This window comes from Actinoplanes awajinensis subsp. mycoplanecinus (assembly GCF_001509495.1).
Classification (GTDB): domain Bacteria; phylum Actinomycetota; class Actinomycetes; order Mycobacteriales; family Micromonosporaceae; genus Actinoplanes; species Actinoplanes palleronii.
Genome location: NZ_LLZH01000121.1, coordinates 231,470 through 254,640 on the forward strand (window position 1 = coordinate 231,470; position 23,171 = coordinate 254,640).

Sequence of the window (23,171 nt, forward strand, 5' to 3'; positions counted from 1 at the left end):
TGTTTCGCGGACCGGCTCGGTTCCGCTGTTCGAGGAGGTAGGAGTACAGGTGTCCAGGAAGACTAGGGCGTTTGCGGCGGCCGGCGTCGCACTCGCGCTCGGCCTCACGTCCGCTGCCTGCAGCGGCAATAAGAGCGACGACAAGGGCGGCACCACGAGCGGTGGCAAGTCCGCTTACAACGCCGCCATCACCGACGTGGTGAACCCGTCCACCACCAAGGGCGGCACGCTGAACCTGTGGACCGCACAGGATGCCGACTTCTGGGACCCGGCGCGTGGCTACTACGCGTTCGTCTGGAACCTGAACCGGCTCTACACCCGGAAGCTGGTCGACTACGCGGCCGCCCCGGGCAAGAGCGGCCTGGAGCTGGCGCCCGACCTGGCGTCCGCCATGCCGGAGATCAGCGCCGACAAGCTGACCTACACGTTCAAGCTGAAGACCGGCACCAAGTTCGACGACGGCGCCGCCATCACGTCGAAGGACATCAAGTACGGCATCGAGCGGATCTTCGCTCAGGACGTCGTCCCCGGCGGCCCGGTCTACCTGATCGACATCCTCGACCAGGGCCAGGGCTACAAGGGTCCGTACAAGGACACCGACGCTAACAAGCTCGGTCTGAAGTCGGTGGAGACGCCGGACGACCAGACCATCATCTTCCACCTGAAGAAGGCCCAGTCGGACTTCCTCTACCTGCTGGCCATGCCGGGCGCCGGCCCGGTGCCGCAGAAGCGGGACACCGGTGCGCAGTACAACTCGGCGCCCGCCGCCTCCGGCCCGTACATGTTCAAGGCCGGCAGCATCCAGCCCGGTAAGGGCGTCGTGTGGGTCCGGAACCCCAACTGGGACCCGGCCACCGACACCATCCGCAAGGCGCTGCCGGACCAGATCAACCTGACGGTCACCACCAACGCCGAGGACATGGACAGCCGGCTGATGGCCGGTACCGCTGACATCGACGTCGGCCAGACCGGTGTGCAGGCGACCGCGCGTACCAAGATCCTCCAGGACCCCGCCCTGAAGGCGAACGCGGACACCCCGGCCACCGGCTTCATCCGGTACGCCGCGCTGGCGACCTCGGTTGCGCCGTTCGACAACATCGAGTGCCGCAAGGCGGTCTTCTACGCCGCTGACCCGACCTCGCTGCAGACCGCGCGTGGTGGCCCGATCGCCGGTGGCGACATCGGCACCAGCATGCTGCCGCCGAACATTGCCGGCTCGGACGCCAAGTACGACCCGTTCAACCGCCTCCAGGGCAAGCCGCAGATCGAGGAGGCCAAGAAGGCCCTCGCCGCGTGTGGCAAGCCGAACGGTTTCGACACCACCATCGCGGTGCGTAACAACAAGCCGGCTGAGGTCAAGTCCGCTGAGGCGCTGCAGGCCGCGCTCAAGCAGGCCAACATCAACGCCAAGATCGAGCAGTACGACGGCGCGCAGCTCTCTTCCGTGATCGGTGCCCCCGACAACGTGAAGGCCAAGGGCTACGGCATCCAGATCGCCGGCTGGGGAGCTGACTACCCGACCGGTTCCGGCTACCTGCAGCCGCTGGTCGACAGCCGCTTCATCCTGAAGAACGGCAACTACAACCTGCCGCTGATCAAGGACCCGTCCATCGACGGCCTGTTCGACCAGGCTGCCGGCGAGACGGACGCGACCAAGGCCGCTGCCATCTACGAGCAGATCAACCACAAGGTCATGGAAGGCGCCTACTACCTGCCGTTCGTGTTCGACAAGGCGCTGAACTACCGCAACCCGCGCCTCACGAACGCCTACATCCACGACGCTTTCGGCCAGATCGACTTCCAGGCTCTCGGCGTCAGCGACGGCAAGTAGCAGTTCCTGATCGCATCGGGTAATTCGAAGGGTTGGTGACGGCCGCCCGCGGCGGGCGGGTGCTGGTTGATTCCGGCACCCGCCCGTCTTCGGCCGAACGACATGGTGGCTTATCTCATCCGGCGGATATTCAACGCCGTCCTCACGCTGCTTGTAGTCACGCTCGTGACTTTCGGCATCTTCTTCATGGTTCCGAAGCTCACCGGCAGCGATCCGGCGTTGCTCTACATCGGCAAGACTGCCGACAAGGTGGCGCTTGATGGCATCCGGGAGAAGATGGGCCTCGCCGACCCGATCATGGTGCAGTACGGGAAGTTCCTGAAGGGTCTGGTGGCCGGCCGCGACTACGCGAACGGCCCGGACGTCACGCACTGCCCGGCACCGTGTCTCGGATACTCGTTCAAGACCGAGCAGGAGGTCACTCCGCTGCTCATGGACGACCTGCCGGTGACGTTCTCACTGGCGCTCGGTGCGGCCATTCTCTGGTTGATCGGTGGCGTCGCCACCGGTGTGATCTCGGCGCTACGAAAAGGTTCGTTACTGGACCGGGTGGTGATGACCGGCGCGCTAGCCGGCGTTTCCTTACCGATTTACTTCACCGGCCTGCTCGCCTCGGCGGTGTTCGTGTACTGGCTGGGCTGGCTGCCACAGGGTCAGTACGTGCCGTTCCTGGAGAGTCCGGCTGACTGGTTCGTCCAGTTGCTGTTGCCATGGATCACGTTGGCCTTCCTCTTCGCCGCCACGTATGCCCGCCTCACCCGGGCGAACATGCTGGAGACGCTGGGCGAGGACTACATCCGTACGGCACGGGCCAAGGGCCTGCCGGAGCGGACCGTGATCGGCAAGCACGCGCTGCGCTCCGGTCTCACCCCGATCGTCACCATCTTCGGTCTCGACCTGGGTTCGCTGCTCGGCGGCGCGATCCTGACCGAGGCCGTGTTCAACCTGCGTGGCCTCGGCTACCAGGCGCTCCAGGCGATCAAGGGCAACGACCTGCCGGTGATCCTGGGCGTCACGCTGATCGCCGCCACCTTCATCGTGGTCGCCAACCTGGTCGTCGACCTGGTCTACGGCCTCATCGACCCGCGCGTGCGGCTGGGCTGAGGGAGAGGGAATGTCTTCGGTCATCCCGCGTCCGTACCTCGAGGTCAAGGACCTCACCGTCCGGTTCGAGACGGACGACGGCGTCGTGCAGGCGGTCAGCGGATCGAGTTTCTCGCTGGAGGCCGGCAAGACGCTCGGCATCGTCGGCGAGTCCGGCTCCGGCAAGAGCGTCACCTCGCTGGCCGTGCTCGGCCTGCACCGCACCCGTAGCAACGCCAAGGTCACCGGCCAGATCTGGTTGGACGACCAGGAGCTGGTCACCGCGTCCAACGAGGAGGTGCGTGCGCTGCGCGGCGGGAAGATGTCGATGATCTTCCAGGACCCGCTGAGCGCGATGCACCCGTACTTCACGGTCGGTGCGCAGATCGTCGAGGCGTACCGGATCCACCACCCCGGCGTGAACAAGAAGGTGGCGCGCGAGCGGGCCATCGACATGCTCGCCCGGGTCGGTATCCCGCAGCCGTCGCGCCGGTTCAACGACTACGCGCACCAGTTCTCCGGCGGTATGCGCCAGCGCGCGATGATCGCGATGGCGCTGGTCAACGACCCGAAGCTGCTGATCGCCGACGAGCCGACCACGGCACTGGACGTGACCGTGCAGGCGCAGATCCTGGACCTGATCCGGGACCTGCAGGCGGAGTTCGGCTCGGCGGTCATCATGATCACCCACGACCTGGGTGTGGTGGCCGAGCTCGCCGACGACGTCCTGGTGATGTACGGCGGCAAGGTCATCGAGCAGGGCCCGGCGATCGACCTGTTCCAGCGCCCGCAGCATCCGTACACCTGGGGTCTGCTCGGATCGATGCCCCGGATGGACCGTGAGGTCCGGGATCGCCTGACGCCGGTCAAGGGCTCACCGCCCAGCCTGATCAACCTGCCCTCTGGTTGTGCCTTCCACCCGCGCTGCCCCTACGCGGGACGCAACGGTGACCGGTCCTTCACCGACATCCCGGTGCTGACCGGCGGAGCGCACTCGGTCGCCTGCCACATGTCGGCCGAGGAGCGTACGAAGATCTTCCAGGAAGAAGTGGCACCGAACCTCTGAGCGGGTGACGAGATGAGCAGGAATGTGAGAGAACGATGAGCGAGAACCTGCTCGAGGTGACCGGGCTGCAGAAGCACTTCCCGATCACCAAAGGGTTGTTCAAGCGCCAGGTCGGCGCGGTCCGTGCGGTGGACGGCATCGACCTGACCGTCCAGGCCGGCGAGACGCTGGGCCTGGTCGGCGAGTCCGGCTGCGGCAAGTCGACGGCCGGGCGGCTCTTCACCCGGATCCTGGAACCGACCGCTGGCAAGATCGTCTTCGAGGGTCAGGACATCAGTCACAAGTCGGTGACCCAGATGCGGCCGCTGCGCCGCGACGTCCAGATGATCTTCCAGGACCCGTACTCGTCGCTGAACCCGCGGCACACCATCGGCACGATCATCTCGGCGCCGCTGCAGATCCAGAACATCCCCACCCCGCAGGGCCTCAAGAAGGCCGTGCAGGAACTGCTGGAACTGGTCGGGCTCAGCCCGGAGCACTACAACCGGTACCCGCACGAGTTCTCCGGCGGCCAGCGGCAGCGCATCGGCATCGCCCGGGCGCTCGCCCTGCGACCGAAGCTGATCATCGCCGACGAGCCGGTCTCCGCGCTCGACGTGTCGATCCAGGCCCAGGTGGTCAACCTGCTGGAGGACCTGCAGAGCGAGTTCGACCTGACCTACGTCTTCATCGCGCACGACCTGTCGGTGGTCAGGCACATCTCCGACCGCGTCGCCGTGATGTACCTGGGCAAGGTCATGGAGATCGCGCACCGCGACGACCTCTACAAGAACCCGCGGCACCCGTACACGGTGGCGCTGATGTCGGCGGTCCCGGTGCCCGACCCGGTCCGGCGTGACCGCGCCCAGCGCGACCGGGTGCTGCTCACCGGCGACGTGCCGAGCCCGATCAACCCGCCGTCCGGCTGCCGGTTCCGTACCCGCTGCTGGAAGGCGCAGGACATCTGCGCGGTGGAGGAGCCGCCGCTGGTGCGCCGGCTCGACGACCCGGACGGTCACCTGACCGCCTGCCACTTCCCGGTGGTCGAGGACGAGGCGGTGGCCGGCCGCAAGCCGGCGACGATCAACGTCTGATTTCGTACGTACGGAAAAGAGAGGCCGCCCCGCCGGAAACCCGGTGAGGCGGCCTTTCGTCTGTCCGAGACCGTTCTAGCAGCTGATCAGCTCGTCGCGCTGTGCCCACGCGGGCGTGCAGCGGTCGCCGCCGTCGCCGCCGTCGAGCAGGTTCGGGTCACCGTGCGGCTCACCGGCGACCACCTTGACGAGGAGGGTGTCCGCGCCCGCCCCGCCGTACAGTTGCGCGCCACCGTCGAACGTGGTCAGCCGGTCGTTGCCGCCGCGGCCCTCCATCACCGTCGACAGGTAGCCGGCGCCGGTGAAGACGTTGGCGGCGTTGTTGCCGATGAACGTGGCCGGGCCGGACCCGACGTTCGCCTCGGCGCCCTCGAACGAGCCGTCGACCGCGTCGCCCTCGTTCGCCGCGGTGCCCCGGGCCGAGCCGTTGAGGTCGATCCGGATGGTCTCGGCGCCCTCGCGGTAGTAGAGGGTGTCGAAGCCGGGCCCGCCGCTGAGCCGGTCGGGGTAGAACACCGGCACGTCGAACCAGCGGCCGTCGCCGGTCACGTGATCGTTCCCGGCGCCGCCCAGCAGCACGTCGGTGCCGTTGTCGCCGATCAGGTAGTCGTTGCCGGTGCTGCCGTAGAGGGTGTCGTTGCCGTCGCTGCCGTAGAGGTTGTCGTTGCCGGACGCGCCGTCCAGCATGTCGTTGCCGGTGCCGCCGGTGAGGCTGTCGACCGCCGAGCCGCCGGTGAGCCGGTCCTGGCCGGGCCCGCCGTCGGCTCGCAGCCGTACGTTGGTGTGGTTGACCGCGACGTCGTTGCCGGTGCCGAGCGTGAGGGTGATCCCCGCCCAGCCCCGCGACGAGGAACAGATGACCTTGGTCTTGTCCCGCTTGACGGCCTTGCAACCGGCGCCGGCCTTGACCGAGACCCGGTCGTCGACGACCAGCCGGGTCCCGGAACGGGTGATCGAGACCCGGTTCGTCGTGCCGGCGGCGGCCGTGTAGACCACGCGGGTGCCGGACTTGTCGGTGACCACGTGGACGACGCCGCCCGCGGCGGCCTGAGCGGGCACCGCGGCGACGCCGAGCACGAGCGGGGCGACCAGGAGCACGCCGGCGCGGGTGAACCAGAGAGAACGCGACATGGGCCGGAGCGTAGGACGCTACGGGACCGTTTCGCTGCCCCGCCGGGCACTGTTCACTGTGGATTCACCCAGGGCATCCGGTCGCCCGCCCCGCTTTTGCCCCGCTTTTGCCCCGTCAGAACAGCAGGTCGGTCGGCCAGTACAGCTTCGCGTACTCGCAGTTCACCGTGGTGTCGAGGGCGTCCTGCGGCCAGCAGTCGTCCCCGGTCCCGGTGGCATTGGCGCCGCCGTCCAGCCGGTCCGCCCCGGTGTCCAGGCCGCCGCCGGTGTTGAGGAAGTCGTCGCCGGCGTCGCCGTAGAGCTGGTCGGCGCCGTCGTCACCGGAGAGGAAGTCGTTGCCGGCGCCGCCACGGATCACGTCCGCGCCGTCGAAGCCGCGGATCCGGTTCGCCGACGCGTTACCGGTGATCCGGTCGTTGGCGCTGCCACCGGCCACGTCCTCGACGTCCGCACCGACCGTGTCGTGCTCGCCGGCGATGCCGTCGTCACGCGAGGCGCCGTCCAGGTCGACGGTCACCGGCACGGTGTAGGCGAGGTAGCTGACCAGGTCACGGCCGCTCCCGCCGAGGACCACGTCCGCGTACGCCTCGTGCGAGCCGTAGTCGGGGTACAGGTCGTCGTTGCCGGCGCCACCCTCGAGCCGGTCCTGCCCCGGACCGCCGTCGAGGTAGTCGTTACCGGCGAGGCCGCGGAGGGTGTCGTTGCCGGGCCCGCCGATCAGCATGTCCTTGCCGGAGCGGCCGGACAGGACGTCGTTGCCGTTGCCGCCCTCGAGGTATTCGAGATCGGACAGCAGGGTGTCGTGCTCGCCGGCCTCGCCGTCGTCGCCCTTGACGCCGTCCAGGTCCGCGACGACCCGCTTGGTGCGCAGCTCGTACCCGACGTAGTCGTTGCCGCCACCACCGCTGATCAGGTCGGCGCCGGTGGAGGAGTACGGGATCCGGGACTGGTTGAACTGGTCCTGGCCGGCCCCGCCGTACTCCTTGTCGTTGCCCTCGTCGCCGGAGACGTGGTCGTCACCGGCGTCGCCGTACAGGGCGTCGTTGCCGTAGCCGCCGGACAGCTGGTCGTTGCCGGCCCCGGCGTGCAGCCGGTCGGCGCCCATGCCGCCGATGAGCCGGTCCCGGCCGGCGCCACCGTAGATCAGGTCGTTGCCGTTGCCGCCGTTGAGCGAGTCGTTGCGCGGGCCGCCGTAGATCCGGTCGTTGCCGCTGCCGCCGCTGACCGAGATGGCCAGGTCAGACTTGTTGACCACGGTGTCGTTCTTGGAGCCCAGGAAGACCTGGACGTTGTCGGGTGACTCGAGGGTGCACCGGACCTTGCTGGCGTCGACCTTCTTGCAGCCCTTGCCGGGCTTGAGGGCCACCGCGTCGTCGATGGTGACGGTGCGCCCGGAGCGGGTGACCACGACCTTGTTGGTCTTGTTCGACGCCGCTTTGAAGATCACCCGGCTGGTGCCGGACACCGACGCGACGCCGGTGGCGGCCGCCTGCGCGGGCGTCGCGGCGATACCGATCCCGGCGGTGGAGATGAACAGGGCCAGACCGGCTCTGGAGAGCCAGAGAGAACGGGACATCAATATTTCCCCCGTAGCAGAGACTGATCAGCATCATAGATGCTCATCACCGTACGGACGATCCCGTTTCGTCGTTGCCGGTGAGAAACGCGCTCACCAGCGGATCTGTGGGGAACGGTAGAAGTGGACGCCGCGGCGGGTCCAGCGCGGGCCGTAGGCGGCGAGGCGGTCGCGGAACGAGATCCAGTCGTGAGTGGACCGCGGTGACCAGCCCAGCTCGGCGATCGCGGCCAGCCGGGGGAACGCCTGGAACTCGACGTCGTCGTAGTCGCGCAGCGTCTCCGACCAGAGCGGCGCCTCGACACCCAGCACCGCGTCGGCCGGCACGCCGTGCGCCCAGGTGGCCGGGTCCCAGTCGTACGCGGTGCGCACCTCGATCGTTCCGGCCCAGTGCAGGCCACCCGGGGTGAGCAGGTCGTACTGCATGTCGAGGTAGGTGCGGTCGGCCGGGGAGAGGATCACCTTGGCGCCGGCTCCGGCGGCGGCCGCGACGGTGGGGGTGTCCCGGCTGACCGACCAGTACTGGATCACCGCGTCGGTGGCGGCCGGGGCCGCGGCGATCTCGTGCCAGCCGTACGCGGTCTTGCCGTACTTCGCCACCAGGGGCAGCACCCGCTGCTCGAAGGCCAGGTAGTCCTCGTGCCGGGTGGAGAGCGCCTCGTCGCCGCCGACGTGCAGGTACGGCCCCGGGGTCAGCGCGGCCAGCTGCCGGATCACGTCCTCGACGAAGACGTACGTGCTCTCCTTGCTCGTGCAGAGCGAGCTGTAGCCGACCCTTATGTCGGTCCGCTGCCGCGGCGCGACCCCGTCACAGGTCAGCGACGGGTAGGCGACCTGGGCCGCGTTCACGTGCCCGGGCATGTCGATCTCCGGGAGGATCGTCACGAACCGTTCGGCGGCGTACCGGACCAGCTCGCGGTAGTCGGCCTGGGTCAGGTAGCCGGGGCCGAGACCGCGCACGCCGGTGCCCGGGCCGCCGCCGACCGTGGTCAGCCGGGGCCAGCCGTCGATCTCGATGCGCCAGCCCTGGTCGTCGGCGAGGTGCAGGTGCAGGTAGTTGAACTTGAAGCGGCTGATCTCGTCGATGTAGCGCTTCACGTCGGCCGGTGGATGGAAGTGCCGGGCCAGGTCGAGCATCGTGCCGCGGTAGGGGAAGCGGGGCCGGTCGCGGATCAGTCCGGCCGGCACGGTCCAGTTCTCCGGTCGTACCGAAGAAGCCTCGACGGTCGTGGGAAGCAACTGCCGCAACGTCTGCGTCCCGGCGAAGAGCCCGGCGGGGCGGTTGGCGCGCAGCGCCACGCCCTGAGTGCCCACCTCCAGCTGGTAGCCCTCGTCGCCCAGCCAGGGATCGGGGGCGTCGTTGAGCAGCAGGGTGATCGCGGTGGTCCCGGCCGGGCGGATCGGCAGCGGGAATCCGGTGGCCGGGCGCAGCGCCGCGGCGAGCCGCTCGGCGATCGGCCGCGCGGCCGAGGCCGCGACGAGCACGGTGGTCGCGGTGATCCGAAACGGACCAGACGACGAGGGTACGACCTCAGCCGGCGCCGGAATGACGCTGTGCAACGTGATCGGGCCGGGCGCCGGTGGGCTCGCCGCGGACGCGGTGGTCACGACGAGCGGCAGCAGCAGGGCCCCGGCGACGGTCAGGTGGGCGAGCAGGTTGTGGCGCACCCGCCTGACCGTAGCCATGTGGATCTACCGCTCGCAGTTCACGACCACGTCGACCGGAGCAGCCTTGCACAGGTCGCCGAGGCTCGTGGCGTTGTCGCCGCCGTCGACCTGGTCGGCGTCCTGCGGGTCGCTCAGCTCGATCGCGTCGATCGTGTCGTCGCCGGCCTCGCCGTAGAGCTTGTCCACGCCGTAGTCGCCGACCATCGTGTCGTTGCCGCCGCCGCCCCGGATCGTGTCGTCGCCCCGGTCGCCGAGGATCGTGTTGGCGGCCGCGTTGCCGATCAGGGTGTCGTTGCCGACCGAACCCTCGAGGATCTCGATGTCGGTGCCGACCGTGTCGTGCTCGCCGGGCGCGCCGTCGTCGCCGGACTGGCCGTCGAGGTCGACGGTGACCCCGTTGTGGAATGTGTAGGTGACCGTGTCGACACCGGCGCCGCCGCGGAAGACGTCCGCGCCGACCGGGAAGCTCCCGGCGAGCCCGCGGTCCTCGTTCTCACCGGCGAGATAGTCGTTGCCGGTGCCGCCGTCGAGCAGGTCGTTGCCGAGGCCGCCCTGCAGGTGGTCGCCGTAGGTGCCGCCGTAGAGCTTGTCGTTGCCGGTCCAGCCGTCGATCCAGTCCCGGCCGGAGCCGCCGTAGAGCCGGTCGTTGCCGGTCCAGCCGGAGATGTCGTCGTCGCCGTAACCGCCGCTGATCGCGTCGTTGCCGGTGCCGCCGTCGAGCGAGTCCTTCCCGGACCCGCCGGTGATCGCGTCGTTGCCGGACTGGCCGTCGACCCAGGACTGGATGGCGGTCTTGTTGACGAACCGGTCGTTCCTGGTGCCCAGGAGGACCTTGATGCGCGTGGGCGCCTTCGCGGTGGTGCAACGGACCTTCGTCGCGTCGACCCGCTTGCAGCCCTTGCCCGGCTTGATCGCGTACTTGTCGTCGATGGTGACGGTCCGGCCGGAGCGGGTGACCACGACGGTGAAGCTGATCTCGGTGCCCTTGACCGAGGCAGAGCCGGTGCTTGCGGCCTGGGCCGGTGCGCCCGCGGCCAGGACCGCGGTGCCGGCGAGCAGGGTGAGGCCCGCGCGGGTCAGGATTCGGGTGGTGCGCATCAGAGTTTCTCCACTCGTTCACAGGTGGTCACGACGTCGACGGCGCTGATCTTGCACAGGTCGCCGTTGCTCGTCGCGTTGTCGCCGCCGTCGACCTGGTCGGCCTGCTGGTGCTGCGCCGCGGTGCCCGGCTCGATGGCGTCCAGCGCGTCATCGCCGGCCTCGCCGTAGAGCTTGTCCAGGCCGAAGTTGCCGTTCAACGAGTCGTTGCCGGCGCCGCCCCGGATCGTGTCGGCGCCATAGGTGCCCCAGATCTCGTTGGCCGCCGCGTTGCCGATCAGGGTGTCGTCGTTCATCGAGCCGTAGATGTTCTCGACATCGGCGCCGACGGTGTCGTGCTCGCCGGGCTCGCCGTCGTCGCCGGACTGGCCGTCGAGGTCGACCGTGACTCCGTGTTGGTGGCTCTCATAGGTGACCGTGTCCCGCCCGGCGCCGCCGCGGAAGACGTCCGAGCCGACCGGGAACGGCCCGGCGAGACCACGGTCCTCGTTCTCGCCGGCGAGGAAGTCGTTGCCCGAGCCACCGTCGATCAGGTCGTTGCCGGGGCCGCCCTGCAACCGGTCGCCGTACGTGCCGCCGTAGAGCCGGTCGTTGCCGGTCTTGCCGTCGAGCCAGTCCCGGCCGGAACCGCCGTAGAGCAGGTCGTCGCCACTCCAACCGGCGAGTCCGTCGTCACCGGCGCCGCCGATGAGCGTGTCGTTGTTGAGCCCACCGTCGAGAAAGTCTTCGCTGGGACCGCCGTAGAGCGTGTCGTTGCCGGACTGGCCCCGGACCCAGGACCGGATCGCGGTCTTGTTGACGAACCGGTCGTTCTTGGTGCCCAACTGGACTGTGATCAGCATCGGCGTTGTTTTGGTGGTGCAGCGGACCTTCGTCGCGTCGACCCGCTTGCAGCCCTTGCCCGGCTTGATCGCGTACTTGTCGTCGATGGTGACGGTCCGGCCGGAGCGGGTGACCACGACGCTTGCCGGCGCGGGCCGTGAAGCTGATCTCGGTGCCTTTGACCGAGGCGGTGCCGGTGCCCGCCGCCTGGGCGGGTGAAGCGGCCGTCAGAACCGCAGTGCCGGCGATCAGGGTCGCACCGACGCGGGACAGCCAACGTGAACGTGTCAAGTGAATCCTTCCCCCGAAAGATCAGATCGAGGTCGAAGGATATACATAGTCCGCTCGCCGGGAGTTACCCGAAATGACATTCGGGCGGGATCGCGAAATGCGAGCCCGCCCGAAAATCCCGATTTATTAGCCCTCGGGACGGTGGAGCAGAGCGACCGCGAGGGTGTGCACGGCGTCCAAATCGGACGGATCAGCCAGCTTGGCCCGGCCGCCGGTCACGACGTACCACTCGTCGGCGTCCTTGTACTGCACGCGCAGGGTCAGGTCGGTGCCGGCCAGCTCGCTGCGCAGCGTCAGGTCGCCGGTCACGACGCCGACCTCGTCGGTCATCACACCGCCCGGACCAGGCACGATGTCGGTGGTCTTGGCGAGCGGCCCGGCGGCCGCGGTCGTCTCCCCGCTCGGGGCGGGCGGTGCCGCGGTCTCGGGTGCGGCCGGTTCCGTGGCAGGTGCCGGCGGTGCGGCGGCCGCGGGTGCGGCCGGTGGCGCGGTTTCGGGTGTGGCCTGCGGCTCGGTCTCGGCCATCAGCAGGTCCCCAGCATGTCCTGCAAGGCGTCCCTCTCCTTTTCCGTGACGGTCAGCTTGTAATAGCTCTTCACGGTTACCCAGTCGACGGAGTAATCGCACCAGGCGTCCTTCGCCGGGGGCTTCCAGGTGGAGGGGTCCTGGTCGCCCTTCGAACGGTTCGAGGTGGCCGAGACCGCCAGCAGCTGCGGCCGGTCCAGGTCGTTCGCGAACGCCTCGCGCTGGTCGGTGGTCCACTTGTTCGCACCCGAGCGCCAGGCGTTGGCCAGCGGCACGGTGTGATCGATGTCGACCTTGGTCGGTGAATCCAGCTGCACACCATCGTAGAAGCTGGTGAACGTGCCGGCGACGACATTGCACCCGGAGGTCTTGACGTTCTTGCCGTCGCGCTCGAGGACCGAGTCACGGGTGTCGCAGTTCTTGCCGGCGCTCTTCCAGTGCGGGAACTTCTCCCGGCTGTAGCCGGCCATGGTGCCGGTCTTGGCGACGACGGTCAGCTTCGCGAGTTGGTCTTCGGCGGTCTTGGCGTTTCCGGAGCCGGAACCCGAGCCGGACCCGGAGCCGGTGGGCGACGTGGAACCGGGGTCACCGGCGTCGGCGACGTCACAACCGGCGATCAGGGTGGCGGCTAGCAGGAACGGGATCCAGCGGGAGCTACGTGGGGGCACCCACTCAGCGTAAAGGTGATGCCCGCGTGCCGCCTCTCGGCGGCACGCGGGAGTGAATCAGCGGGCGCGGTTGATCGCGCTGGTCACGGCCTTGATTGAGGCGCTGACGATGTTGGCGTCGATGCCGACCCCCCAGTACGCACGGTCGCCGACCTCCACCTCGACATATGCGGCGGCCTGCGCGTCACCACCCGAGGTCAGCGCGTGCTCGGCGTAGTCCAGCACCCGGGCCTTGATCCCCAGCGGCTCGACGGCCTGGGTGAACGCGTCGATCGGGCCGTTGCCGACCCCGGCCAGCGGACGACGCACGCCACGGTGGAACACCTCGACGTCGATCTCCACCTTGCCGTCGACAGTGGCGGTGCTGTAGCTCTCGATCTTGAAGGCGGCGCCGATCTGGTGCTCGACCAGGTACTCGCCGGCGAAGATGTCCCACATCTGCTGCGGGCCGACCTCGCCACCCTCCTCATCGGTGTGGTGCTGCACCACGCCGGAGAACTCGATCTGCAGCCGCCGCGGCATGTCGAGCTTGTGCTCCTCCTTCATGATGTACGCCACCCCGCCCTTGCCGGACTGCGAGTTGACCCGGATGACCGCCTCGTAGGTGCGGCCCACGTCCTTCGGGTCGATCGGCAGGTACGGCACGCCCCAGGTGAAGGCGTCGATCGCCACGCCGGCGGTGTCCGCGTCGGACTGCAGCGCGGCGAAGCCCTTCTTGATGGCGTCCTGGTGCGAGCCGGAGAACGCGGTGTAGACCAGGTCACCCGCGTACGGGTGCCGCTCGTGCACCGGCAGCTGGTTGCAGTACTCGACGGTGCGCTTGACCTCGTCGATGTTCGAGAAGTCCACCTGCGGGTCGATGCCCTGGGAGAACAGGTTCAGGCCCAGGGTGACCAGGTCGACGTTGCCGGTGCGCTCGCCGTTGCCGAACAGGCAGCCCTCGATCCGGTCGGCGCCGGCCAGCAGGCCCAGCTCGGCGGCGGCCACCGCGGTGCCCCGGTCGTTGTGCGGGTGCAGGCTCAGGATCACGCTGTCCCGGCGGGGCAGGTGACGGTGCATCCACTCGATCGAGTCGGCGTACACGTTCGGGGTGGCCATCTCGACGGTGGCCGGCAGGTTGATGATCAGCGGCCGGGCCGGCGTCGGGTCGATCACGTCGATCACCGCGGAGCAGATCTCCAGCGCGTAGTCCAGCTCGGTGCCGGTGTAGGACTCGGGCGAGTACTCGTAGAAGATCTCGGTGTCCGGGGTGTGGATCTCGGCGTACTTCTGGCAGAGCCGGGCGCCGGTGGTGGCGATGTCGGTGATCCCGTCCTTGTCCAGGCCGAAGACCACCCGCCGCTGCAGCGTCGAGGTCGAGTTGTAGAAGTGCACGATGGCCCGCTTGGCGCCGCGGATCGACTCGAAGGTCCGGTCGATCAGGTGCTCGCGGCACTGCACCAGCACCTGGATGGTGACGTCGTCCGGGATCAGGTCCTGCTCGATCAGCTGCCGTACGAAATCAAAATCGGTCTGGCTGGCGGCCGGGAACCCGACCTCGATCTCCTTGTAGCCCATCTTGACCAGCAGCATGAACATCCGCCGCTTGCGTTCCGGGGACATCGGGTCGATCAGGGCCTGGTTGCCGTCGCGCAGGTCGACCGCGCACCAGCGCGGCGCGGTCTCGACGACCCGGCCCGGCCATTGGCGCTCGGGCAGGTCGATCGGGAACTGCTTCTGGAACGACTCGTACCGCTGGAACGGCATGCCGCTGGACCGCTGGGAATCAAAAGAAGTGGACATGTGACTGCTCCTGTCGAAATGAAAACGAGCAGGCGGCGTGCTTCAACTCCGCGACGAGGTGCCGGCCTGGGATGGGGCCTCGTCGCGGCAGCGAAGGAGAAGGTTCACCTGCCACATGTCGCCGACCACGTTACGTGAACAACTTCGGACCGGCCAGGCGAACGACCGGATCGTGGGACAGCCCGTGATCAGCCGGTGGCGGCGGACGGCGCGGTGGCCGGACCGGTCGGCGGATCGACCGGGATCGAGGGCTCGAGGGTGCTCGCCGGGTCCGGCGCGCCCATCCCCATCGCGTCCCCGCCGACCTCCGGGCCGGGGAACTGCACGGTGGCCGGCCCGGCGATCTGCCGGACCAGCTGGATCCGGCCGAAGCCGACCCGGGCCGCGGTCAGCAGGCCGTCCGCGGAGTAGCAGTAGACGCCGACGTCGACCGGCTGGTCCTGGGAGGCGGAGATCGAGTCGACCGAGTAGCAGGAGCCGCCCTGCGCGCCGTCCAGCGGTTGCACCGCGGCGACCGCGAGGGCCGAGTCGCGGTCGGTGAAGACCGGCAGCCACTGGCGGAACAGCCGCTGCACCTGCGGGTCGTACCGGCGAGGCACCTTCTCGCCCTTGGCCGCCACGTGCACGCAGCCGGCGTTGACCGGTGCGCCGGTCATCGAGAGCGAGCACTGGTAGACGCCGTTCTGGTTGCGCACGATCGAGACGTCCGAGGAGCCGCCGAGCGCGCCGTTCGCGATGTCCACCCGCCAGGTGCCGTCGACCGCGACGGTGGCGACCACGTTGCGGGGCACGCCGCTGCTGCCGGTGAACGTGTAGAGCGCCGCGTACTTGCGGTCCAGCGCGATCGCGGCGATCCCGGCCAGCTCGTTGCGCGAGTCCGGGTTGCCGGGGGTGATCAGCGCCGAGGCCGAGGGGGTGGGCGCGGCGTCGGGCGTGTCCTCGCCGCAGCCGGCCAGGCCCAGGGCCAGCGCGGTGGCGGTCAGCGCGGCCAGGAGGCGCCCGGATCCGGAGGGAAGGTGCACGGCGACATTCTCGCCCCATCTCGCCCGTTCGGTGCGACACGCCGGTCCGCACCGCCCGGCGTGTCGGGGGCGAACGGCCGGAATCTGGGATCGCCTGTGAAAGCTGAGCACCCCCGCGGCTAGGGTGGTGGCGACTGCCCTGACCGGCGTCATTGTTCCGTGTATCCGAAGGAATGGTTGGCCGTGGCTCTAGTCGTGCAGAAGTACGGTGGCTCGTCGGTGGCGAACGCCGAGCGCATCAAGCGCGTGGCCGAGCGCATCGTGGCTGCCCGCAAGGCCGGCGACGACGTGGTCGTGGTGGTCTCCGCGATGGGCGACACCACGGACGAGCTGATGGACCTGGCCAACCAGGTCAGTCCGCTGCCGCCGGGCCGCGAGCTGGACATGCTGCTCACCTCCGGCGAGCGGATCTCGATGGCCCTGCTGGCCATGGCGATCCACAACCTGGGCTACGAGGCGCGGTCGTACACCGGCTCACAGGCCGGCGTGCTCACCACCTCGGCGCACGGCAAGGCGCGGATCATCGACGTCACTCCCGGCCGCCTGCGGACCGCGCTGGACGAGGGCGCCATCGCCATCGTCGCCGGTTTCCAGGGCGTGTCGCAGGACACCAAGGACATCACCACGCTGGGGCGTGGCGGGTCGGACACCACGGCGGTCGCGCTGGCCGCGGCGCTGCACGCGGACGTCTGCGAGATCTACACCGATGTGGACGGCGTGTTCACCGCCGACCCGCGGATCGTCCCGGACGCACAGCACATCAAGAAGATCACGTACGAGGAGATGCTCGAGCTCGCGGCCGGCGGTGCGAAGGTGCTGATGTTGCGCTGCGTGGAGTACGCGCGGCGCTTCAAGGTGCCGATCCACGTACGCTCCTCGTACTCGAACAAAGAAGGCACGCTCGTCACCGGCTCGATGGAGGACCCTGACGTGGAACAAGCACTGATCACCGGGGTCGCGCACGACCGCAGCGAAGCCAAGATCACGATCGTCGGGGTGCCCGACGAGCCGGGCTCGGCCGGCCGGATCTTCGAGACCGTCGCGCAGGCCGAGATCAACATCGACATGATCGTGCAGAACGTGTCGACCGAGGGCACCGGCCGCACCGACATCTCGTTCACGCTGCCGAAGGCGGACGGCGCGGTCGCGATGAGCGCGCTCGACAAGATCAAGGACCAGATCAAGTTCAAGAGCCTGCTCTTCGACGACCACGTCGGCAAGGTCTCGCTGATCGGCGCCGGCATGCGCTCGCACCCGGGCGTCGCGGCCTCCTTCTTCGCCTGCATCGGTGAGGCCGGCGTGAACATCGAGATGATCTCCACCTCGGAGATCCGGGTCTCGGTCGTCTGCCGCGACACCGACCTCGACACCGCGGTCCGTGCCGTGCACGACCAGTTCGAGCTCGGTGGCAACGAGGAAGCCGTCGTTTATGGCGGTACCGGCCGGTAAGCCGCCGATGGCGCGGCCCACGCTCGCCGTCGTCGGAGCCACCGGTTCCGTCGGGACGGTGATGCTCGACCTGCTCTCGTCCCGGCGCGACGTCTGGGGCGAGATCCGGTTGATCGCGTCGGCCAAATCCACCGGCAAGTCGCTGCTCTGCCGCGGCGAGACCCTTTCGATCCTCCCGCTGACCGCCGACGCGTTCGACGGCGTGGACGTGGCGATGTTCGACGTGCCCGACGACGTGGCGGCGCACTGGGCGCCGATCGCGGTGTCCCGGGGCGCCACCGTGGTGGACAACTCCACCGTGTTCCGGATGGAACCGGACGTCCCGCTGGTGGTGCCCGAGGTCAACGAGGAGGCGGTCGAGTACCGCCCGCGCGGGATCGTCTCCAGCGCCAACAGCACGGTCGCCGCGATGATCATGGCGGTCGCCCCGCTGCACTACGAGTACGGCCTGCGTGAGCTGGTCCTGGCGTCCTACCAGGCCGCTTCCGGCGTCGGCCAGGTCGGCGTGGACACCCTGCACGACCAGCTCACCAAGGTGGCCGGTGACCGGCTGCTCGGCTCGCGCCCGGGCAACGTGCGGCAGGCGGTCGGCGACGACCTCGGCCCGTTCCCAGCCCCGCTGGCGCTCAACGTGGTGCCGTGGGCCGGTGAGCTCGCCGCGCTCGGCTGGTCGTCCGAGGAGCTCAAGCTCCGCAACGAGAGCCGCAAGATCCTCGGCGTGCCGGCCCTCAAGGTCTCCGCGACGTGCGTGCGCGTCCCGGTGGTGACCGGTCACTCGGTCGCGGTGCACGCGGTGTTCGCCGCCGAGGTGACCGCGGACGGCGCCCGTCAGGTGCTGCGCAACGCGCCCGGGGTGATCCTGGTCGACGACCCGGAGGCCGGCGAGTTCCCGATGCCGATCGACGCGGTCGGCACCGACCCGTCCTGGGTGGGCCGGATCCGCCGGGCCATGGACGACCCGCGCGCCCTGGATTTCTTCGTGACCGGTGACAACATGCGCAAGGGCGCGGCGCTGAACTCGGTGCAGACCGCCGAGCTGCTCGCCGCCGAGATCAGCAAGAAAGCGACGGGTAAGTGACCGCGGTGCTTCAGGTCGAGTCCGGGCCGGTTGTCGGCAGGCCGGGCGGGTTCCGGTTCGACGGTGTCGAGCGGTGGACCTGGTGGGGCCAGGATCAGTACGGCGAGGACGCGGTGGCGGTCCGCGGCGGCCGGGTGGTGACGTTCGGCTCGATCGCCGAGTGCCAGGCCGGGTTCCCGATCCGCACGGTCGCCCTCGCTACCAGGACCGAGGCGGAGGACGACCCTGATCCGGTCGCGGCCGACTTGGGTCCGGCACAGGATTGGGTACGAGGTAAGCGCCTCGCCGTCCCGCTGGAGAGCGTCCTGAACCTCTGGAACTGGGGGATCGACGTGGCGTACTCGACCGGTCTGGTCTTCTCGCAGCGGGCCAAGCGGCACGACGTCTGTTACGACAAGCTGATGGCGCACCACGCCCCGTGGATGTTCGGCGTGGAGGAGTACCACCCGATCTGGTCGGTCCGTGAGCTCGCCGTGCTCCGAGTGGCCATGGAGCGCTCGGTGCACGTCCTGCGCACCGCCCTGCCCCCCGCCTGACACCGTCGTAGCTGCGAGCGTGGGGACTTTCGGTGCGGAGCGCACCCAAACTTCACACGCAACGGTGGTAGCTGCGAGCGTGGGGACTTTCGGTGCGGAGCGCACCCAAACTTCACACGCTTGGGGTTTGTGGCGTGCGGCTGAGCGCCGCACGCCACGCCCGGCTCAGGGATTCGTCAGGAAGCGGCCGCGTCGAGGGCCTCGCGGGTCAGTAGCGCCCGCAGCGTGATGCCGTCGGCCGCGAGGGCCTGCGAGCCGCCCTCCTGCCGGTCGATCACGCACAGCGCGTGGTCCACGTGCGCGCCCAGCTTGCGCAGCTCACCCGTGGAGATGACGACCTGGCCACCGGAGGTGACCACGTCCTCGACGACGAGCACCCGGCGACCGGCCACCTCGGCGCCCTCGGCGAGACGGGCGGTGCCGTACTTCTTCGCCTCCTTGCGGACGAACGCGGTGGGCAGGCCGGCGTGCCGGGCCAGCGCGACAACCACCGCGATGCCCCCCATCTCCAGGCCGGCCAGCACCTCGGTGCCCTCCGGGATCAGCACGGCGAGCTGCTCGGCCAGCTTGTCGAGCAGGACCGGGTCGGCCTCGAACTGGTACTTGTCGAAATACTCGGTGGCGGTGCGGCCGGACCGGAGGGTGAATTCGCCGGTCAGCCGGCTCACGGTGCGGACCTGGCGGGCGAGGTCGGTGGAGTCAGTCACAAGGTCCCACCTTGTCAGGCCACGGTGTGGCGACACACGGGCACCCCGGTCGTCACCCGTTGGCGTACTTGATCTCCGCTATACGGCATTCTATGTGTGTTTGGGGTAGTTTTCGCCTAATAGCGGCTTGTGCCCGGAAGGAACATTGCTGTGACACCCTTCGCCATTCTCTTCCTGCTCGCTTTCGCTGGAACGTCGTGTTTTGCGTTCGGCCGCGCGTTCGGCCGTGGCGAGCGTTATGAGCGCGGGTACCGCGAGGGCTTCCGGGACGGCGAGACCGGGTCCCTGGCCCGGGCCACCCGGCTGATGCAGCTCGGGGACCGCCAGACCATCGCACCGGTGGTGGAGACCATGCTCGGGCCGTATGCCGTGCCGCAGCAGATGACACCGCGCCCGGTCGGCCCGTCGCTGGCCGGCATCCCGGTGCGCCCGCAGTTCGCCGTCTGACCCGCCGGTGCCGATCCCGGCGCGCGCGCCGAGCACCGACCACCCGAGACGTCTCAGGCCCGGTTCCCCCGCCCGGGGGCCGGACCTGAGGCCACAACGACGAAGGGCTGGTAATCCATCTCTGGATTACCAGCCCTTCGGCTTGCAACTGGTCGGGGTGACCGGATTTGAACCGACGACCTCTTCGTCCCGAAATAAGCTAGAGATCCTTTTCGTCCTCGACGTTCTCGAATACTTCCTGGTGAAGGCATTGGTAGTCGTTGGTCTGCTGGAGTCCTTCTCGTGGACTTTCGGAAGATCCTCTCCCAGATTTCTCCCAACAAGCGGAAGTCCGCCAGCCTGCGCGGCGTCCGCAACCACCACAACCCGCCTGGCCTCGCTGGCATCCCGTCGCGCACGTTCCGCATGGTTGGACCGTGGCTGCCTGGCCCAGGTGGAGCGCCCCACCGGACGAACGACCTGGGCCAGGCAGCCACGGTCTGGCAGCCTGCGGTGTGCGACGGGAAGTCAGCTAGGCAAGGCATCCCAGAGCGCCGGGTCCAGGGGCGGTAGCCCCGGCCGCCGGAGGCGTTATCCGGGTGCAGGGTCGGAGATCCTGCCCGCCGGAGGCGCACCTCGGAAGTAGTTGCCGACGGGAAGCCCCGGCCGCCCTGGCGTGAGAGCGATCGGGGCTTCGGCGTGTCCGGCGTCCGTCGCGGGTCCGCTGCTGGCCCGCGCCGTGGGCGAAGCCCTAAGGCGCGGACGGCCGGCTAAGACGGATCAGGCGTGCGGCCCGCAGGGCCGCCTTGAAGATGTATAGAAAGTTCTCACAAGGACGCGGCCCGCAGGTAGCGGCTGGCGCTCCCAACCCTGCCTGCACGGGCCGTCCAGCGTGGAAACAGCGAGCGTGACACCTGCTCAGTCCGCACCTAGAGCGGACCTGTTGATCACTCGGCAGCCTGGTCGCCGACGTCAGACTTGAGGGTCTTCGACTTCGAGGCCTTGACGGAGTTGGCGCGACGGCGCAGGTAACGACGGATGCGCCTCCAGCCGAACGCCGCAGAGAGCGCGAAGCTGATGATGGCAGTGAGGAAGCGGATCAGATTCGTAACGTCCGGCAGGTACTCGAGGACGGTGGACCAGTAACTGGTGGGAAGCATGACTGCGCTCCTTGCGTTCACGACCCTTTAGTAGGAGTCGTGACCGCGTGTGCGACGAGTCGCGGGGTCTTCCGTTCTGGTTAGTTCGATCGGACAGTAGATGCAGACTCGCCGCGTACGGCCCAACGGATCACCCGCCGTCACCCTCCGGCCCGTGGACGAACGTCTGCACGGCCGCAGGCGGGATTGCCACAGATGAGCCGGCGGGCGCCTTCGAGCAGCCACTCGACCCGCTGTTTCTGCCGTGACCGGCCCCGCACCAGCGACCGGCGGTGCCGTGAAATCCCGCGGCCTGCCCGGCATTATTCAGTCCCGAAGTGCAGCCCTAAGCGCGTCTGCATCCACCCGGAGGGCGGCGTCGTCTATGCGCGCCTCCGAGCCGTCCTGAGGTAGCAAGGGGAATGGACGTCCCGGCGCGGGGTCTTGCACGAATCGCGGCAGCAAGTGTGTATGCAGGTGGGGCACGGTGTTTCCGAGCGTCTCGTAGTTCATCTTGAGGGGTTGGTAGTAATCCGCTAGTGCCTTCCCGACCTTTTGGACTGCCTGCCAATAGCTGAAAGATTCCTCAGGTGTGAGTTCGTATGGCTCGGTGACATGCCGACCGCGCCAGATTACGAGGGTGTAGCCACGTTGGATCCGTGCGCGCTGAATTACGGCATCGACCTCTTGCGACGCGTAGATCACGATACCGAATTCGTCCTCAGCGGGGCGCGTTGACTCGCACATCTCGCAGCTTGTGCCGGCTACTCTCGCGTGCCAGTTGGCTGGCCATTGGGGCTCCGTCACCTGAGGTCTCCCTCGTTCCACTCGTAAGCGAACTCATGCCGGTCAGCTGCGTACACGTCATGAGCAACCTGAAGCGGTCGATCCTGATCATCGTGGTCCACATGCCACATGTGAACCACGGGAACGCCCGGCCTTAGGGCGAGCAGGGTCGCCTCCTCCGGAGTGGGCATAGCCGCCCGGAAGACCTCGATTCCGTGGGAAAACCTGTGCCCGAGGCTCTCGATAAACTCGTCCGGCCCCTCAGGCAGGGGATCTGGCGACTCAAGGCGGGTTCCGGCAGCCAGCCACGAGGGGTAATAGCTCGTCGAGATGACGGCGGGCTCGTCGTTGAGCAGCTGCAGCCTTTGTCGAACTACGGCCTCCGCGCTGGGTTCAATCTGAAGCCATTCAGCGGAATGAGCCGGCACCTCGCGTCTGCCCACGAAGAGCATGCGCCGCGACGGGACCTGGCCCTGGTCTATCGCCTGCACATCGAAAACAGGCTTACCGGCCCGCCGGTGTGCTGCGTGCCGCTGTGCAGCCGAAATGCGTCGCAGGACTGGCCGGTCGCGGACGTAGGTACCCCGCCCGAACTTAGTGGTGACGAGCCCCTCCGCCAGCAAGATGCCTATGACCTTGCTTGCCGTGCTTTTGGTGGTGCCGTAGCGCTCGATCAATTCGCGCTCAGAAGGCACGGACTGCCCCACTGCAAGATCCCCACGCAGGATCGCCTCTCGCAGGTCGCTGGCGATCCGGCGACTTAGCGAGGGTCGGTCCGGCATTAGTACCTCCATGTCTGGTCCCGAAGTCTACGGCACCTCCCTAGAGAGGCACGCCTAAGCGGGTTGACGACCTCCCTAGGGAGGTGGATAGTTGAGCCAAGCAACCTCCCTAGGGAGGCTTATCCGGAAGGGGCTGGTGACATGGCAAAGGGGTTGTTCAGTTCAGCGCCCGTAGGGGCGGTGACGCTGGTAGAGACGCCGGTGTCGCAGTGGTACGTCAAGCGTGCGCGTCTGGCGTTCCTGTGCGTGAGCCTGGGTTTGTGGGCTGCGTCGACTGCGGTGCTGTCGGCTTTCCGTCCGCTGCTGTTGGCGATGTTGCTAGGTCTGGTTGCGGGTTTCGTGGTCGGACTGGCGGTGGCGCTGCTGGTGCGGGCGTGGCCGGTGCTGCGGGTGCTGTGGTGGTGGTCGCTGGAGATCACGGTCGCGGCGTCTGCGGCGGCGGTCCTGTCGGTGCTGCTGCGGGTGATGCCGTGGTGGCTGGCGCTGAGCGTGATGGTGCTGCTGGTTCTCGGCTTGGTGGTGGCTGGTCCGACGCGTCGGTTCGTGTGGGCGTGGTCGTGGTGTGTGGTGGATCGTCACCGGCTGCGGCTGTGTTTCACCGGGATCGTGCGGGCTTCGGCCGGCGGTTCTTC

General features: G+C 68.4%; 21 protein-coding genes and 1 pseudogene. 9 read left to right on the forward strand and 13 right to left on the reverse strand.

Translation table 11 applies throughout. From position 1 onward, the window contains the following. The first annotated feature begins 49 nt into the window (after positions 1-49). The 4 genes from ADL15_RS16275 to ADL15_RS16290 all read left to right on the forward strand — a co-directional run bounded on the left by ADL15_RS16275 (position 50) and on the right by ADL15_RS16290 (position 5,053). Positions 50-1,831 (forward strand): ABC transporter substrate-binding protein, encoded by a 1,782-nt coding sequence (locus ADL15_RS16275; protein ID WP_067690871.1) that lies wholly within the window; start codon positions 50-52, stop codon positions 1,829-1,831. A 102-nt stretch (positions 1,832-1,933) separates the two neighbouring features. After that, the gene (locus ADL15_RS16280; RefSeq protein ID WP_067690874.1) at positions 1,934-2,935 is read left to right on the forward strand and encodes an ABC transporter permease; all 1,002 of its coding nucleotides are present in this window, start codon (positions 1,934-1,936) and stop codon (positions 2,933-2,935) included. Positions 2,936-2,945: 10 nt separating this feature from the next. Further along, positions 2,946-3,980, forward strand: coding sequence for an ABC transporter ATP-binding protein (locus ADL15_RS16285; RefSeq protein ID WP_067690877.1), 1,035 nt, complete (start codon positions 2,946-2,948; stop codon positions 3,978-3,980). 35 nt (positions 3,981-4,015) lie between these two features. Further along, positions 4,016-5,053: an ABC transporter ATP-binding protein gene (locus ADL15_RS16290; RefSeq protein WP_067690881.1), complete on the forward strand. Its 1,038-nt coding sequence runs from the start codon at positions 4,016-4,018 to the stop codon at positions 5,051-5,053. Positions 5,054-5,128: 75 nt separating this feature from the next. Here ADL15_RS16290 and ADL15_RS16295 read toward each other — a convergent pair whose 3' ends face one another. From ADL15_RS16295 to ADL15_RS16335, 9 genes are all read right to left on the reverse strand, one after another. After that, entirely contained in the window at positions 5,129-6,184 is a 1,056-nt protein-coding gene (locus ADL15_RS16295) for a calcium-binding protein (protein ID WP_067690884.1), read from the reverse strand. Between the two features lie 115 nt (positions 6,185-6,299). Continuing rightward, a complete protein-coding gene (locus ADL15_RS16300; protein ID WP_067690889.1) occupies positions 6,300-7,760 on the reverse strand; it encodes a calcium-binding protein in 1,461 nt (486 codons plus the stop codon). Between the two features lie 93 nt (positions 7,761-7,853). Next, positions 7,854-9,446: a beta-N-acetylhexosaminidase gene (locus ADL15_RS16305; protein WP_067690894.1), complete on the reverse strand. Its 1,593-nt coding sequence runs from the start codon at positions 9,444-9,446 to the stop codon at positions 7,854-7,856. A 6-nt stretch (positions 9,447-9,452) separates the two neighbouring features. Further along, positions 9,453-10,526, reverse strand: a complete 1,074-nt coding sequence (locus ADL15_RS16310) for a calcium-binding protein (protein ID WP_067690897.1) — start codon at positions 10,524-10,526, stop codon at positions 9,453-9,455. After that, entirely contained in the window at positions 10,526-11,485 is a 960-nt protein-coding gene (locus tag ADL15_RS16315; RefSeq protein ID WP_067690900.1) for a calcium-binding protein, read from the reverse strand. The genes ADL15_RS16310 and ADL15_RS16315 overlap by 1 nt, the downstream gene beginning before the upstream one ends. 280 nt (positions 11,486-11,765) lie before the next feature. Beyond that, positions 11,766-12,164 carry a hypothetical protein gene (locus ADL15_RS51445; RefSeq protein WP_067690903.1) on the reverse strand — a complete coding sequence of 133 codons (399 nt, stop codon included), beginning with the start codon at positions 12,162-12,164 and terminating at the stop codon, positions 11,766-11,768. Then, positions 12,164-12,832 (reverse strand): HNH endonuclease family protein, encoded by a 669-nt coding sequence (locus tag ADL15_RS16325; RefSeq protein ID WP_067690905.1) that lies wholly within the window; start codon positions 12,830-12,832, stop codon positions 12,164-12,166. The genes ADL15_RS51445 and ADL15_RS16325 overlap by 1 nt, the downstream gene beginning before the upstream one ends. A gap of 57 nt (positions 12,833-12,889) precedes the next feature. After that, complete coding sequence (leuA, locus tag ADL15_RS16330) at positions 12,890-14,614, reverse strand: 2-isopropylmalate synthase (RefSeq protein WP_067690908.1); 1,725 nt, start codon at positions 14,612-14,614, stop codon at positions 12,890-12,892. A gap of 188 nt (positions 14,615-14,802) precedes the next feature. After that, positions 14,803-15,636, reverse strand: coding sequence for a hypothetical protein (locus tag ADL15_RS16335; RefSeq protein ID WP_067690910.1), 834 nt, complete (start codon positions 15,634-15,636; stop codon positions 14,803-14,805). 183 nt (positions 15,637-15,819) lie between these two features. Here ADL15_RS16335 and ADL15_RS16340 point away from each other — a divergent pair, with 183 nt between their 5' ends. Genes ADL15_RS16340 through ADL15_RS16350 form a run of 3 tightly spaced genes read left to right on the forward strand, consistent with a single transcriptional unit; the run spans position 15,820 to position 18,699 of the window. Next, entirely contained in the window at positions 15,820-17,085 is a 1,266-nt protein-coding gene (locus ADL15_RS16340; RefSeq protein ID WP_067690913.1) for an aspartate kinase, read from the forward strand. 7 nt (positions 17,086-17,092) lie between these two features. Then, positions 17,093-18,163, forward strand: coding sequence for an aspartate-semialdehyde dehydrogenase (locus ADL15_RS16345; protein WP_067691018.1), 1,071 nt, complete (start codon positions 17,093-17,095; stop codon positions 18,161-18,163). Further along, complete coding sequence (locus ADL15_RS16350) at positions 18,160-18,699, forward strand: hypothetical protein (RefSeq protein WP_067690915.1); 540 nt, start codon at positions 18,160-18,162, stop codon at positions 18,697-18,699. Before ADL15_RS16345 ends, ADL15_RS16350 begins: the two co-directional genes overlap by 4 nt. Before the next feature lie 176 nt (positions 18,700-18,875). On the opposite strand, the gene pyrE is transcribed toward ADL15_RS16350, so the two are convergent. Continuing rightward, positions 18,876-19,406, reverse strand: coding sequence for an orotate phosphoribosyltransferase (gene pyrE, locus ADL15_RS16355; RefSeq protein ID WP_067690918.1), 531 nt, complete (start codon positions 19,404-19,406; stop codon positions 18,876-18,878). Between the two features lie 150 nt (positions 19,407-19,556). On the opposite strand from pyrE, the gene ADL15_RS16360 reads away from it, so the two are divergent. Further along, complete coding sequence (locus tag ADL15_RS16360) at positions 19,557-19,853, forward strand: hypothetical protein (protein WP_067690921.1); 297 nt, start codon at positions 19,557-19,559, stop codon at positions 19,851-19,853. Positions 19,854-20,779: 926 nt separating this feature from the next. On the opposite strand, the gene ADL15_RS16365 is transcribed toward ADL15_RS16360, so the two are convergent. The 3 genes from ADL15_RS16365 to ADL15_RS16370 all read right to left on the reverse strand — a co-directional run bounded on the left by ADL15_RS16365 (position 20,780) and on the right by ADL15_RS16370 (position 22,539). Next, the gene (locus ADL15_RS16365; RefSeq protein WP_067690924.1) at positions 20,780-20,992 is read right to left on the reverse strand and encodes a hypothetical protein; all 213 of its coding nucleotides are present in this window, start codon (positions 20,990-20,992) and stop codon (positions 20,780-20,782) included. A gap of 306 nt (positions 20,993-21,298) precedes the next feature. Next, the gene (locus tag ADL15_RS57065; RefSeq protein ID WP_083971309.1) at positions 21,299-21,718 is read right to left on the reverse strand and encodes an HIT family protein; all 420 of its coding nucleotides are present in this window, start codon (positions 21,716-21,718) and stop codon (positions 21,299-21,301) included. 56 nt (positions 21,719-21,774) lie between these two features. Beyond that, positions 21,775-22,539 (reverse strand): GntR family transcriptional regulator, encoded by a 765-nt coding sequence (locus ADL15_RS16370; RefSeq protein WP_067690927.1) that lies wholly within the window; start codon positions 22,537-22,539, stop codon positions 21,775-21,777. Between the two features lie 180 nt (positions 22,540-22,719). Between ADL15_RS16370 and ADL15_RS16375 the strand changes: the two are divergent. Then, positions 22,720-23,171: pseudogene (locus ADL15_RS16375) on the forward strand (hypothetical protein); the annotation flags it as partial.

Bases quoted from the DNA above. Each gene is read 5' to 3' on its own strand.
- ADL15_RS16310 (WP_067690897.1), bottom strand. From the start codon at position 10,526: ATGCGCACCACCCGAATCCTGACCCGCGCGGGCCTCACCCTGCTCGCC.
- ADL15_RS16345 (WP_067691018.1), top strand. From the start codon at position 17,093: ATGGCGCGGCCCACGCTCGCCGTCGTCGGAGCCACCGGTTCCGTCGGG.
- ADL15_RS16285 (WP_067690877.1), top strand. From the start codon at position 2,946: ATGTCTTCGGTCATCCCGCGTCCGTACCTCGAGGTCAAGGACCTCACC.
- ADL15_RS16295 (WP_067690884.1), bottom strand. From the start codon at position 6,184: ATGTCGCGTTCTCTCTGGTTCACCCGCGCCGGCGTGCTCCTGGTCGCC.
- ADL15_RS16280 (WP_067690874.1), top strand. From the start codon at position 1,934: ATGGTGGCTTATCTCATCCGGCGGATATTCAACGCCGTCCTCACGCTG.
- ADL15_RS16290 (WP_067690881.1), top strand. From the start codon at position 4,016: ATGAGCGAGAACCTGCTCGAGGTGACCGGGCTGCAGAAGCACTTCCCG.
- ADL15_RS16300 (WP_067690889.1), bottom strand. From the start codon at position 7,760: ATGTCCCGTTCTCTCTGGCTCTCCAGAGCCGGTCTGGCCCTGTTCATC.
- leuA (WP_067690908.1), bottom strand. From the start codon at position 14,614: ATGTCCACTTCTTTTGATTCCCAGCGGTCCAGCGGCATGCCGTTCCAG.
- ADL15_RS16365 (WP_067690924.1), bottom strand. From the start codon at position 20,992: ATGCTTCCCACCAGTTACTGGTCCACCGTCCTCGAGTACCTGCCGGAC.
- ADL15_RS57065 (WP_083971309.1), bottom strand. From the start codon at position 21,718: ATGTGCGAGTCAACGCGCCCCGCTGAGGACGAATTCGGTATCGTGATC.
- ADL15_RS16370 (WP_067690927.1), bottom strand. From the start codon at position 22,539: ATGCCGGACCGACCCTCGCTAAGTCGCCGGATCGCCAGCGACCTGCGA.
- ADL15_RS16305 (WP_067690894.1), bottom strand. From the start codon at position 9,446: ATGGCTACGGTCAGGCGGGTGCGCCACAACCTGCTCGCCCACCTGACC.
- ADL15_RS51445 (WP_067690903.1), bottom strand. From the start codon at position 12,164: ATGGCCGAGACCGAGCCGCAGGCCACACCCGAAACCGCGCCACCGGCC.